A 12,580-nucleotide genomic window follows, 5' to 3' on the forward strand; every position below is an offset into this window, starting at 1 on the left:
TATTATGCCTGCCATAGATCTCGCCCGCCTCAAAAAACAGACAGCCCATCTGGCCGATATCTTCGACCAGCCATCCGAATTTCTGCGTGAACACCGCGAAATATTGGATTACTACGTCAACCGCACACTGCGCAGTCAGGGCGTGGCGCCATCTTCTGTTCTTCCCACGTATCGCACGCCTCCTGTTGTGCTCCGCCAAATTGAAACGGAATTAGGTCCGGTTGCGGCGAAAAAGCCCATCCAAGCTCTTGAACTTGCCGATGCTCTTTGGGATGAAGGCTGGCTCGAAACTCGTTTGCTGGCGGCCTTCCTGCTCGGACGCATCCCCCCACAAGAGGAACGCTTGCTCGCGCGCCTCACAGCTTGGACACAACAAGTCCGCGACCCAAGTGTGCGTGTTGCATTGCTCACCACCAGCCTCACCCGTCTACGCAACGAAACACCAGACCTATTCCTGATCCTTGTCAGAGAATGGCTTCATCCCGCACGCCAACGCTTGTGGTCCAACGGAATTGAAGCGCTCGTCCCCTCATCAACACACCAGACTTTCACAACCTCCCGCCCATTCTCGATATTGTCGAACCTATTATTAAAGCATCGCCCGCCTCTTTGCAAACTGACCTGCAGGAACTCATCACGGCGCTATACAATGCATCTCCGGATGAAACTATATTCTTCCTGACGCAGATCGTGAACAAAACCAAAAGTCCGCTACCAGCGGTATCATTAAGACGCATGTTACCGGACTTGCCGGATGAATTGCAAAAAAGCTTGCGCGAAATCTTGCACGCGAAAAAATAAAACTCTTAAGTACACAACAAGGAGCAGATCATGATACTCAGAGGCATTGCCGGGGCAGTTACACTCTTTCTAGGACGCGAACTCAGTTTTCTTTTCTCAGCCGCCATGGCCGCGCTTCTCGGGATACGGATACTTCCGCTTCTTCCCGCCGCCTGGCCTGGTTGGACCGATCTGGCCTTTCTGATCGTTTTAGCGATTCTTGCCGCTGTGCTTACACTGATCAACAAAGAAACCAGCTATTACGTCTGCGGATTCATCGTGGGTGGTTTTGCCGCTTGTGAATATTTCGCGCCGGGCGTTCAGACTGTCCCTTTCTTTCCGTTCATTATCGGTGCCGCTCTCGGGACAGTCATTCTCGGCGTTCTCGGCGAGTGGGCCATGATCATCGTCTCTTGCGCGATCGGTGTCTACCTTCTCTATGGCGTTCTGCCTTTTTACGGGACGGCAAAGATCCTTGCCAGCGCTGGTATTTTCATCGTTGGCACTTTGGTGCAGGTAACCATCTTCCAATCACAAAAACACGTCGCCAAATAAACATCGCCAACTTTCATTAGCTCATTATTCTGGCGAGGCCCATGGAGTAGCGCTCCATGAATTCCGAGGAGAGATCAATGCATCAAAAAAACTACTGGTATACCACCACTGCCGCAATGCCTGAGGATAAAAACACGATCACACCACTCCCCCAGAAAGTGGACGTGGCCGTCATCGGTGGTGGGTATACCGGCTTAAGCGCCGCACGGACGCTGGCACAACAAGGCGTGAATGTCATCGTGCTCGAGGCGGAGTCCATTGGCTGGGGCGCCAGTTCCCGTAACGGAGGTATGACACTGACCGGCCTGAAACCGTCGATGCATACGGTTATCAAAAAGTATGGGCGTGATCTTGCCAAACAACTCTTTCAATGCTCACTGGATTCAGTCAGCGCTGTTGAGCAGATCGTCAAAGAGGAAAACATTGATTGTGGTTTTGCACGCACGGGTCATTTGCTTGCGGCGAACAAACCTCAACACTACGAAGCGCTCAAACAGGAAGTTGAATTCATGGCAAAGGAGTTCAATCACAATGTCAAAGTTGTTCCGCCGAATGAATTGAGAAGCGAGATCGGCTCGGATGTGTATCATGGCGGAATGGTGGATGAGGTCAGTGGTGGGTTGAACCCAGCTCAGTATGTTGCGGGCCTTGCAGGTGCGGCAGAAAAGGCCGGGGCGAGGCTCCATGCTTGGGCACGAGTAACCAAGCTCGGGCGTGGTGAGACGCGGTTTTTCATCCAAACAGAAAGAGGCTCTTTACAGGCAGACTCTGTTTTTATAGGAACATCTGGGTATACGGGAAGTATCACAAAGAAATTGCAGAAGAAGATCATCCCTGTCGGCTCATTCATCATTGCAACGGAAAAGCTTTCGGATGAATTGGCACATGAACTCAGCCCAAAGAACCGCATGATCTTTGATTACAAACATTATCTGAACTATTTCAGGCTATGGGATAACCGTATGATCTTTGGCGGACGTGCGGCATTCTTCCCTGAGACAGAAAATACGCTTCAGCAAAGCGCTGAAATTTTGCGGCGCGAGATGATACAGGTGTATCCACAGTTAAAGGATGTAAAGGTTGAGTATGTTTGGGGCGGCACTCTTGATTTCGCCTTTGACATGATGACACATGTAGGCGAAGACAATGGTTTGTATTATGCGCTTGGGTACGCCGGTCACGGTGTTGCGATGGCAACCTATTTAGGGAAGACTGTTGCAGAGGCAATGGTCAAGGGAAATATCAAAGAGCACCCATTCGCACAATTCGACTTTCCCGGTGCGCCGTTGGGATTATATGGTGGCAGTCCGTGGTTCCTGCCATTTGCAGGAGCATGGCATAAAATTCTGGACTGGGTCGAATAAAGTATGGGCATAAAGCATCCGCTGAGCGATGAGACGTTTTCATTGGCACTATCGGATGTTGTGTGGCAATTTCATGTGTACGGCAAAAATGGCGGCGAGCCAAAGAAAGCCATCAAGGCTTTGACAAAGAGAGCGCCAGGGTATTCTCCTGATATCTACAAGGAGATGTTCGACTTAAGCTTGAATGTTCTAGTTGCAACTATCGAAGCGGTAGAGAAGGCGCCCAAATCACCCAAGCCCGGGCAAGAGTTTGCTGAGTTTGCAGATGTGGACATGGAATACGTCATGAGTCAACTCCATGCCCAATTCCCCGGCCAGACAGATACCCTCTTGAAATCCTATGTGGGCATGACCATCAATTGGTTTTATATGAGGTAAGTTCAAAGTCAAAATAATTTGAGTATTTGAGTAAAATATCCTATAATTCGACCTGCCAAAGGAGAATTAGCCAGCATGGACATCAGCACATTCTATGCAGTGACATCTGCCACTTGTTTCGGGTTGGTTGGGTTGTGGTGGTCGGTGGTGAAAGATAAACCTCAATGGTTCGCGGACGAAGCGAGAAAACGCATGGCGGGAGGCGTATACGCTTCGTTTTTGATTCCTGGCATTATGAGCCTTGCCGCACAGATCGGGGTGGATAATTCTTTCATCTGGCGTGCGGTCTTCGTCATCGCATCAGGGGCGGGGCTTTCCTATTCCGGTAAATTGATCAAACTAACCCGTGAGTTAAACCCAAACGGAGCCTTCAGCCGTAACAGTTGGGCTGTACCGGTTCTGTATGGCCTGATCTTGTTCTTTGCACTCTTTACGGGATTCGCAAGTATTTTTGGCTTACAAGCACTTCAATTGGAAGCTCTTATTCTCTGCGGCTTGATCTTGTGTTCTCATGCACTGGCATGGGAATTTATGACCGCTTCTACATAAACTCTGCCAGCGGTATCGCTACGGCGATATTGCGATGCTGTACAACTCCAAAATATAAAATCAACCAGAGGAGAGTAACATGATGGCAAAAAAGGAAATGGAAGGCGAAGTCTATTATCCGTCAGAGCAGGTTGTGTCGCAAGCCAATGCCAAAGATTGGGACACCATGGCTGAGCAAGCCTTGAAGAATCCGCAGGCATTCTGGGCGGCAGAGGCGGACGAGCTGGAATGGTATAAAAAGTGGGACCAAGTACTGGACGACTCGAACAAACCGTTCTTCAAGTGGTTCGTTGGCGCCAAGACCAACATTGTTCACAACGCCATCGATCGGCATCTGAAAACCTATCGAAAAAATAAACTGGCTTTGATCTGGGAAAGCGAAGATGGAAAAGATCATCGCACGTTCTCGTATTTTGCAATGAACCGCGAAGTCAGCCGCATGGCGAACATCATCAAAGCCATGGGCGTCGTCAAAGGTGACCGCGTCACCATCTACATGGGACGTATCCCTGAGATCGTGTTCGCGATGCTGGCTTGTGCGAAGATCGGTGCCATTCACTCTGTAGTGTTCGGCGGTTTCTCCGTGGATGCATTGCAGGGACGCATTGACGATAGCCAATCCAAACTTGTCATCACCATGGATAGAAGCTTCAACAATGGCAAAGTCGTTGAGCTCAAAAAGACCGTGGACGAATCACTCAAGCATTGTCCCACTGTGGAAAATGTGATCGTCGTCAAACGTGTGGACGAAAATGTCCCCATGGAGGCCGGACGCGATCACTGGTATCACGATCTATGTGCGCTCCCCATCGCCAACGGTAAATGCGCCACCGAAGTGATGGACGCGGAAGATCCGCTCTACATTCTTTACACATCGGGTTCCACCGGCAAACCCAAAGCCATCCTACACACACACGGCGGTTACATGGTCGGCACATACACAACATTGAAGTATGTCTTCGACCTCAAAGATGATGATCGCTGGTGGTGTGCGGCAGACCCCGGCTGGGTAACGGGACATTCCTACATTGTCTACGGTCCCTTGCTGAACGGTGCGACATCCTTCATGTTCGAGGGCGGGCCTACCTACCCATACCCGAACCGCTGGTGGCAATGTATCGAACGTTATGGGATCACAGTCCTCTATACCGCCCCCACCGCCATCCGTGGACTCATGCGTTTTGGCGAAGCCTGGCCGAACAAACACGATCTTTCTTCCTTACGCCTGCTCGGCTCCGTGGGAGAACCGATCAACCCCGAAGCATGGAAATGGTATCACCGCGTCATCGGTAAAGAGAAATGCCCGATCATGGATACCTGGTGGCAGACCGAGACCGGCATGTTCATGATCACGCCGACACCCACCGTCCCGCTCAAACCTGGCTCGGGCACGCGTCCATTCTTTGGACAGGAAGCTGAGATCGTGGACGAACACGGAAACCCCGTCCCAGATGGTTCCGAGGGATATCTCGTCTTGAAGAATCCCTGGCCTGCCATGTTGCGGACGATCTATGGAGACCCGGATCGCTACGTAACCCAATACTGGTCCAAGAACCCGGGCAAATACACCACTGGAGATTCTGCCAAACGCGACAAAGACGGCTACTTCTGGATCATCGGCCGCGTGGATGACGTCATCAAGGTCAGTGGACACAGGCTTGGGACGGCTGAAGTTGAGTCGGCGCTGGTCAGCCATCCCGCAGTGGCTGAAGCGGCGGCCATCGGCCTACCTCATGAACTCAAAGGGCAAGGCATCCACTGCTTTGTTTTGTTACGCACCGGCTTCACCGCATCCGCTGATCTGGCAGAGGAACTCCGTCAGCACGTAGCAACGCACATGGGAGCGATTGCCCGCCCCGAAGATGTGAAGATCATCGACAAACTCCCCAAGACGCGCTCCGGCAAGATCATGCGCCGTGTGTTGAAGGCAAGGGCACAAGGCCTGCCTGAGGGCGATGTCAGTACGCTGGACGAATAGTGAGCCAAAAACTTCCGAAGCCTTGAAGACTTCGGAAGTTTTTTCATATTGTATAATCACCCTATGGCAACGAAAAAAGATCAAGAATACGAAGCACAGGTTTTGCAATGGCAGGCTGAGAAATATGCATCGCGCAAAAGCGAGAACGGCTGGGTGGCACTGGTAGGTTTGTACTGGCTGAACGAAGGCAGGAATCTGGTCGGTTCGAACCCGATGTGTGAAGTGATTTTGCCGGAGCGTGCCCCCACGTTCGTTGGGATCGTTGAACTCAAAGGAAAAACTGTCCGACTGACGGTGGCAGAAGGAGTTCAATTGAAGATCAATGGCCGATTGGTGCAGAAAGCAATCCTAAAGTCCAGCCAGGAGGCGAAGCCCAGCTTTATCACATGGAACGAGACTCTGCGAATGGTCGTCCATGAACACGCGGGCAAGTACGCCATCCGCATTTGGGATAATGAACGACCGGAACGCTTCTCCCTGCGACCTTCAAGCTGGTTCCCGGTCAATAAGCATTTTCGCATCCCCGCGCGGTATACGCGTTATAAAAAACCGCTGATTACAAACTCCCCAGATGCCGACGGAACGATGGTCGAAGATCGCATTGATGGATACGTCACGTTTCGGTTCGAGGGCAAAACTTATAAATTGGACGCCACCGAAATGGAAGACCGCTCGCTGTTTATCAAGTTCCGCGACCTGACAAGTAAAAAAGAAACTTACCCACCAAGCCGCTATTATTACACCGAGCCCGTCAAAAGCGGAAAGGTGACGGTTGACTTCAATTACTCATACAGCCCACCGTGTGCCTTTACAGCGTATGCAACCTGCACCTTTGCGCCACCGCAAAATGATCTTCCGTTCCGCGTGGAGGCGGGAGAGATCTACCGTGGTTGACATACGGCACATATTTTATACAAAACTGCAAGTCTGGAATCAATATTCGTAAAGGTATAATAAAAACATGGCAAACGAAGAGTATGTCAGAAGTGTTCTGAATTGGCGGCAGGAAGTGGACACCAATCTACGCCGCGAAAACGGTTGGTTATCGCTGGCTGGTTTGTTCTGGCTTCGCAAGGGTGAAAATATCATTGGCTCTGATCCTGATTGCGATATTCTTCTGCCCGCACGCGCCCCAAAAAGGCTCGGCACTTTTGAATTCGATGGTAACCATGTAAAGTTGAATGTTGAATTAGACACACCAGTTGAAGTAAACGGTACATCTGTAAAGTCCTCATTGCTAGATACAGACGAAGATGATGTTCCCAGCTTTATCACATTCAATGACATGCGCATGGTGGTAGTGCGCCGCTCCAAAGGGATCGGCATTCGCTTGTGGGATAACACAAGAGAGGCACGCCGCACGTTTCCACCCCGTGTTTGGTATCCCGTCAACGAGGCATTTCGAGTCCCTGCAACGTATACGCGCTACGAAACGCCCAGAGTCGTCAAGATGCCCGATATCCTTGGCGCCATTCTTGATGAAAAGATGGAAGGGTATGTCACTTTTGAACTGAACGGAAAATCTTATGAGCTGGTCGTGAGCGAATTATCTGACCATCGTCTCTTCGTCCAATTTATGGATGAAACCAACGGCAACCCCACTTACCCATCTGGCCGCTATCACTACACTGATGCACACGAAAACGGCAAATTATTCTTGGACTTCAACAAGGCATACAGTCCGCCTTGCGCGTTCACTGACTACGCCACCTGTTCCTTCCCGCCGCAGGAAAACCACTTACATGTACGGATCGAAGCGGGAGAGAAATTCCCTGAGCACAACCATTAGGTTCTAAAAGCAAAAAACGACGCGGCATGCGTCGTTTTTGCTTCAACAGCTACTAGATAAATGGGTTATAAAAACGGCTGTGGTTGATAAACACAGATACAGAAATCGTGAATATAAAAATCAAGGCTGAGATCGCTAATGCTGTGTAATCTAAACCCGTGAAATTTCTGGATGTATACCAGGTACGGGTTTTGCTTTTGGCAAAGCCGCGCAGATCCATGGCATTGCTAATTAGTTCAATACTATCAAGCGAAGAGAAGATCAGCGGAATAACGATCAGCAGGGAGTTCTTGAATCGATCAGTAAATTTTGCCTTGTTCGAAAGTTCCAATCCACGCGCCTGTTGTGCCTGACTAATATCATGGTAATCACGCTGTACATCGGGAAAATAACGTAATGTCAAAGCCACAGCGAAAGCGGCCTTGTAATTTACGCCGATCCTGTTCAAAGATGAAGCAAACTCACTGGGATTGGTTGTAAGCAAGAAGATAATTCCAAAAGGGATGACTGAAAAATATTTAAAAAACTTGGTAACCTGATAAAAAACCTGCTCCCACGTCAACTTGTATTCGCCGTACAAATTGGCAATGTCATGCCGTGTGCCATAAATTTTCACGCCTTCTTCAGGGGAAAATAAGAAAGTAATCACTGCATTGGTGAGCACAAAGATGAGCACGTAAATAATCATCAAGCGGATCTGTGAATATTTGATCTGCGAAAGTCTCAAAACAGCAACAGAAAAGACCATGACCGCGAGAATGACACGAATGTCATATGAAAACATAACAGCAAAGGTTAGCAACAAAAAGCAGATCAATTTTGTTAAACCAGACAACCTGTGGACAGGCGTATTCAAAGTATTATACGAAAAGAGTTTTATTTTCGTATTCATCGGTTTTTCATCCGCCTCTCGTAGTCAATGAACCCCTGTACAAAGTGCGTACCATCCTTGATACCTGCCATCTGAGCAAGGTTGAACAAGGATGTCTCTTTCAAGTTCGCTTCTTCGATAACATGAGTATCCGTAAGGATTACAGAAGCGGCCGTATCCGCTATTTTTCTCCCGTTGGAGAGGACAATCGCGCGTGGCGTATATTCCAGCATTAAGTGCATGTCGTGCGTAATCAAGATGATCGTCACGCCTAATTTATTGATCTCCACCAAGAATTCCATGATCTCAGTGTAATGACGGAAATCCTGCCCGGCGGTTGGCTCATCGAGAATGAGAATCTTTGGCTCAAGCACTAAAATGGACGCGATGGTTACCCGCTTTTTCTGTCCATAACTCAAAGCGGATATGGGCCAACTCTTGAAAGGCGCCAGGCCGCAAACCTTGAGCACCTTTTCCACTTGTTCTGCAATTTTTTCTTCGGGAACGTTTCGCAAACGCAGGCCCAACGCAACTTCATCATAGATCATCGGCTTGGAAATCATCTGATTAGGGTTTTGCATTACCAACCCAATGATCTCAGCGCGTTCTTTGATCGTCCTGTTTTTGATATTCTCCCCTTTGTAGAGAATTGCACCCTGGTCTTCTTTTTCAAATCCACACAACAATTTAGACAGGGTAGACTTGCCCGCACCATTCCTGCCAACAATCGAGATCATTTCTCCTTCGCGGATATCAATATTTATGTTGCTTAATATCTGACGGTCACCATCATAAGAAAAGGAGATATTCTCCATCTTCAAAATGGATGGGTTCGTATTTACCTGATCTTCAGATCGGATGGCATCGTACCATGTGGTTATGGCGCTTCGAGAAAGTTCAGTCTTCAATGTAGTGATATGCCCCGGTTGCATCTCGGTGGAGACTTTGACGCCTGCATATTTCAATGCAGTGATGTACAGAGGCTCTCGAATCCCGTTCTCGGTCAGAAGTGTGGAGGAAACAAGTTCATGGGGCGTCATATCAGCGACGATTCTGCCGTCATTGATCATGATGACACGGTCAACATTCCGATGCAGAACATCTTCCAAACGGTGCTCAATAATGACAATCGTCTTTTGCGATTCCTTATGAATATCATCGATGATTTCAATGGCGGCTTTGCCGGTCGCAGGGTCCAAATTGGCAAGTGGTTCGTCGAAGAGCAAAATATCCACATTATCGATCATTACGCCGGCGAGCGAGGTGCGCTGTTTTTGCCCGCCAGACAATTCAAATGGAGATGAATTCAACAGGCTTTGCATATCCACCATCGCCGCCACTTTTTTTACACGGTCATGCATTTCGGCATTGGAAACATTGTCATTTTCAAGTGCAAAAGCAATATCTTCACCGACAGTCAAGCCTACAAACTGTCCGTCGGCGTCTTGCAACACTGTACCAATGATCTTTGACAAGAGAAAAATATTCTGTTCTTTTGTTTCCAACCCGTTTATTTTCAAACTGCCTTGAATCTCCCCTTTATACGAAAACGGAATCAATCCATTCAGACAATGTCCAAGCGTGCTTTTACCGCTACCGCTGGGGCCAATGATCAGTATTTTTTCGCCACGATTAATTTTCAGGTTGACATTGTGAAGGGTTGGCTCAGATTGGCTGAAATATTGAAACGAAAAATCCTGAAATTCGATGATTGTCTGTTTGTCCATAAATGCAAGCCTGCCGATTTATAACACAAGGCTGTTGATGTCAACAGCCTTGTGTAACAATCGAAAACAGGCGCCCGTTTAGCCTTTGCTCAGGCTACCCTTCTTTGTACGAGTCGCCGCATAAGCGATCAGCAAGAGAGTGCCGATCACCCCCGCACTGATCGCATTCATGATCGCTGCAGTTACGCCTTGTGTAAAGACCAGATTCACAGGTTCTTGATAAATCAAAATATCCAACACGGGCGCCACCACGATCCACGCAATCGCATTGCCGATCACCTGAATTACGTTGAAAGTGATGATGTCTTTTGTTTTGAATTCGCCTTCTTCAACGTTCGTGCGTTTGAAAGCAAAGCCAAAAACAAAACCAGCAACACCGCTGGCGATCACCCAGCTCCACCACGGGGAACCATACTGAATGGCGTCGCTAAGCGCATGGCCGATGAAGGCGATCAACGCACCGGCAATGGGTCCGAACAACGTGGCAAAGAAAGCGCCCAAGCCATAGGCGGTCTGAAAGCTGGTTTCAGGGATGGGGGATGGAACCTTAACGTACATAAACAACAATGCAAAAATAGCCGCGCCCAAACCAGTGGCAACGATCGTTCTGGTGTTAACCTTGAAAAGCTCTTTCATATTTCTTTTCTCCTTTTGATATGGTTTCTCAAACTCATCTTTTTATTTTACCGTACAACAACGGCGCTTTATTCGTCAGAACTATTATCAATTCATCGAATCAGAATGTCAAGAAACGCGCCTACAAAAGCTAGAACACTATCTAGATGTTATAGTTTCTTCTTGAAAATCACCATCGGCGGCAAGTGGAAGTCTGGTGCCCGGTCACTGGACCAGGACGCTCGGGGGGCCATGACAAGTCCGCATAGCAGGATCAGGGTTCGGTCATAGTTGACGCGCCAGCCTGCGAAGTCGAGCCAGGCTTGATCACGATTCGGCTTGAGAGGCAGTCCAGCCTTGGCGAGCTGGTCAAGTACAGCATCAAATTCTGCACGCGCTACACAAATGGGAGTTTCAGGGTAGTGTGGATCGTGGGGATGAGGAATATCAAAATAATCCGCGATACGGTGAAAGGCGAGGAACCCTGCCCGTATACAAAGCGCGGCAGACGGCTCATAAGGAATATCCAGCGCTGAGAGCGTAATGGCGGCCGCATCCAAAACGGACCCTGCGGCAATCACCCACGAATTTTCAGCGCGCGGCGAGCGGAAGAAAACGAGTGCGGGCAAAGTGGTATGGCTCTCCTCCACGTCTGCGAACCAGCCCTCCCAGATCTTCCAGTACTCAGCTAACTTGTCCAAGCCATGAATACGGTTGAAGCGTAACAACATCTCAGAGGCAGAGGGGGGACCTCCCGCACGGACCTCGTGCATGTTGACTGCTTGTTCACGCCGTGAGAACGCGGCATATATGGTTGGTAAATAGGCAATCAGAAGCGCAACAAGAATCAAGCCCAGCATGGCCTCGATAAATTCGAACGCATCAATCAGAAATGTATTCTCTGTTGCAAAACCAAGTGTGAACAACGATGAGCCGCTCAATTGATACGCTGTGAACCAATCCCCCACTCCCATGCTCCAATACATGGCTGTAAAGCCAAGTGAGATCAACAGGTACCAGGTCGGCATAAGGAGCATCAACCCGATCGGTGCGTAATACGCCATGATCGCGTCACGCCGTTCGTAGGTCTTTGCAAAGTGAAGGATAAAGTCAAAGATGCGGCGCAAGAGTCCGAAAACAATACGATTCAATTGGCTTCTTGCCGCACGAGGCAAAACAAACGTGGATAGGGCCGAGAAGAGTGTGAGAATGACTGTTATTAAGCCAGCAAGGAAAATAAATGTATGAATAAAAGAGTCCATGCATGGATTATAACCGTGCCTTTAATAGGGCTTGACAGCCGTGCTATACTAAAAAAAGCACATGGACACGCCAAGGAGGCAACCATGAAAGCGACTTTTGCATTACTCGCGAATTCAGACGTCCACAACTATATTCGGAAACTATCGTGGGATATCCACCAAAAATATCGTACGGGAACGCGTCACGCCGCCCTGCCGCCGCATATCTCATTGAAACAGCCTTTTCATGTTCCAGATCTCCGCACACTCGATGAGTACATGGATGAATTGGCAGGCTCCCTTCAACCTTTTGACGTTACCTTGACAGAGCTTCAAGCCGTTCCCATGCTCTTCGATGGAACCGAATATGGCATTCTCTGGGCGGCTGTGGAAGAGACGGAGACATTACGAGAACTGCATCACCGTATCAACAAGGACTTAAGCCAGCGTTTCGGAGACGTATCCGCAGATTTTGACGGGGACAAGTATCGTTTTCACATGAGTGTAATGATGTGTGGCCACCTGATGGAGATCTGTAACAAGTATCAGGGCGAGATCGAATACTCCAAAATCAACTTGAGCTACACTGCTCATGAACTCGCCATGTTCGTCTACGATGAACCAACAGGTCCGCATGGGGACCAGTTATGTTACAAGATTCGGCCATTGGGGAGGTGATGGCCAGCGTCTAACGTTTCATTATGGAAGTATTATGCAATTATGATCATTACAC

General features: G+C 48.9%; 13 protein-coding genes. 9 read left to right on the top strand and 4 right to left on the bottom strand.

Annotation, left to right across the window (positions count from 1 at the left end):
* Window positions 1-4 precede the first annotated feature (4 nt).
* The 8 genes from IPP66_20765 to IPP66_20800 all read left to right on the top strand — a co-directional run bounded on the left by IPP66_20765 (window position 5) and on the right by IPP66_20800 (window position 7,393).
* On the top strand, window positions 5-682 hold the full coding sequence (locus IPP66_20765; protein ID MBK9927711.1) for a DNA alkylation repair protein: 678 nt from the start codon (window positions 5-7) through the stop codon (window positions 680-682).
* Between the two features lie 149 nt (window positions 683-831).
* Window positions 832-1,335 (top strand): hypothetical protein, encoded by a 504-nt coding sequence (locus tag IPP66_20770; protein MBK9927712.1) that lies wholly within the window; start codon window positions 832-834, stop codon window positions 1,333-1,335.
* Between the two features lie 77 nt (window positions 1,336-1,412).
* The gene (locus IPP66_20775; protein ID MBK9927713.1) at window positions 1,413-2,699 is read left to right on the top strand and encodes an FAD-binding oxidoreductase; all 1,287 of its coding nucleotides are present in this window, start codon (window positions 1,413-1,415) and stop codon (window positions 2,697-2,699) included.
* A 3-nt stretch (window positions 2,700-2,702) separates the two neighbouring features.
* Entirely contained in the window at window positions 2,703-3,077 is a 375-nt protein-coding gene (locus tag IPP66_20780; protein ID MBK9927714.1) for a hypothetical protein, read from the top strand.
* A gap of 75 nt (window positions 3,078-3,152) precedes the next feature.
* Complete coding sequence (locus IPP66_20785; GenBank protein ID MBK9927715.1) at window positions 3,153-3,626, top strand: hypothetical protein; 474 nt, start codon at window positions 3,153-3,155, stop codon at window positions 3,624-3,626.
* Window positions 3,627-3,705: 79 nt separating this feature from the next.
* A complete protein-coding gene (gene acs / locus IPP66_20790; GenBank protein ID MBK9927716.1) occupies window positions 3,706-5,604 on the top strand; it encodes an acetate--CoA ligase in 1,899 nt (632 codons plus the stop codon).
* 63 nt (window positions 5,605-5,667) lie between these two features.
* The gene (locus tag IPP66_20795; GenBank protein MBK9927717.1) at window positions 5,668-6,498 is read left to right on the top strand and encodes a DUF1684 domain-containing protein; all 831 of its coding nucleotides are present in this window, start codon (window positions 5,668-5,670) and stop codon (window positions 6,496-6,498) included.
* 67 nt (window positions 6,499-6,565) lie between these two features.
* A complete protein-coding gene (locus IPP66_20800) occupies window positions 6,566-7,393 on the top strand; it encodes a DUF1684 domain-containing protein (GenBank protein ID MBK9927718.1) in 828 nt (275 codons plus the stop codon).
* A 52-nt stretch (window positions 7,394-7,445) separates the two neighbouring features.
* On the opposite strand, the gene IPP66_20805 is transcribed toward IPP66_20800, so the two are convergent.
* The 4 genes from IPP66_20805 to IPP66_20820 form a co-directional block, all read right to left on the bottom strand.
* Window positions 7,446-8,285: an energy-coupling factor transporter transmembrane protein EcfT gene (locus IPP66_20805; GenBank protein MBK9927719.1), complete on the bottom strand. Its 840-nt coding sequence runs from the start codon at window positions 8,283-8,285 to the stop codon at window positions 7,446-7,448.
* On the bottom strand, window positions 8,282-9,991 hold the full coding sequence (locus IPP66_20810) for an ABC transporter ATP-binding protein (GenBank protein ID MBK9927720.1): 1,710 nt from the start codon (window positions 9,989-9,991) through the stop codon (window positions 8,282-8,284). The genes IPP66_20805 and IPP66_20810 overlap by 4 nt, the downstream gene beginning before the upstream one ends.
* Window positions 9,992-10,069: 78 nt before the next feature.
* Window positions 10,070-10,627: an ECF-type riboflavin transporter substrate-binding protein gene (locus tag IPP66_20815; protein ID MBK9927721.1), complete on the bottom strand. Its 558-nt coding sequence runs from the start codon at window positions 10,625-10,627 to the stop codon at window positions 10,070-10,072.
* A 149-nt stretch (window positions 10,628-10,776) separates the two neighbouring features.
* Window positions 10,777-11,868, bottom strand: a complete 1,092-nt coding sequence (locus IPP66_20820) for a hypothetical protein (protein ID MBK9927722.1) — start codon at window positions 11,866-11,868, stop codon at window positions 10,777-10,779.
* Between the two features lie 84 nt (window positions 11,869-11,952).
* Here IPP66_20820 and IPP66_20825 point away from each other — a divergent pair, with 84 nt between their 5' ends.
* On the top strand, window positions 11,953-12,525 hold the full coding sequence (locus IPP66_20825; protein ID MBK9927723.1) for a 2'-5' RNA ligase family protein: 573 nt from the start codon (window positions 11,953-11,955) through the stop codon (window positions 12,523-12,525).
* Window positions 12,526-12,580 lie beyond the last annotated feature (55 nt).

Origin of the sequence: Candidatus Defluviilinea proxima (assembly GCA_016721115.1) — a bacterium.
Classification (GTDB): domain Bacteria; phylum Chloroflexota; class Anaerolineae; order Anaerolineales; family Villigracilaceae; genus Defluviilinea; species Defluviilinea proxima.

Excerpts from the sequence above, each read along its gene's own strand:
- IPP66_20765 (MBK9927711.1), top strand. The coding sequence starts at position 5 with ATGCCTGCCATAGATCTCGCCCGCCTCAAAAAACAGACAGCCCATCTG.
- IPP66_20770 (MBK9927712.1), top strand. The coding sequence starts at position 832 with ATGATACTCAGAGGCATTGCCGGGGCAGTTACACTCTTTCTAGGACGC.
- IPP66_20775 (MBK9927713.1), top strand. The coding sequence starts at position 1,413 with ATGCATCAAAAAAACTACTGGTATACCACCACTGCCGCAATGCCTGAG.
- IPP66_20780 (MBK9927714.1), top strand. The coding sequence starts at position 2,703 with ATGGGCATAAAGCATCCGCTGAGCGATGAGACGTTTTCATTGGCACTA.
- IPP66_20785 (MBK9927715.1), top strand. The coding sequence starts at position 3,153 with ATGGACATCAGCACATTCTATGCAGTGACATCTGCCACTTGTTTCGGG.
- acs (MBK9927716.1), top strand. The coding sequence starts at position 3,706 with ATGATGGCAAAAAAGGAAATGGAAGGCGAAGTCTATTATCCGTCAGAG.
- IPP66_20795 (MBK9927717.1), top strand. The coding sequence starts at position 5,668 with ATGGCAACGAAAAAAGATCAAGAATACGAAGCACAGGTTTTGCAATGG.
- IPP66_20800 (MBK9927718.1), top strand. The coding sequence starts at position 6,566 with ATGGCAAACGAAGAGTATGTCAGAAGTGTTCTGAATTGGCGGCAGGAA.
- IPP66_20805 (MBK9927719.1), bottom strand. The coding sequence starts at position 8,285 with ATGAATACGAAAATAAAACTCTTTTCGTATAATACTTTGAATACGCCT.
- IPP66_20810 (MBK9927720.1), bottom strand. The coding sequence starts at position 9,991 with ATGGACAAACAGACAATCATCGAATTTCAGGATTTTTCGTTTCAATAT.
- IPP66_20815 (MBK9927721.1), bottom strand. The coding sequence starts at position 10,627 with ATGAAAGAGCTTTTCAAGGTTAACACCAGAACGATCGTTGCCACTGGT.
- IPP66_20820 (MBK9927722.1), bottom strand. The coding sequence starts at position 11,868 with ATGGACTCTTTTATTCATACATTTATTTTCCTTGCTGGCTTAATAACA.
- IPP66_20825 (MBK9927723.1), top strand. The coding sequence starts at position 11,953 with ATGAAAGCGACTTTTGCATTACTCGCGAATTCAGACGTCCACAACTAT.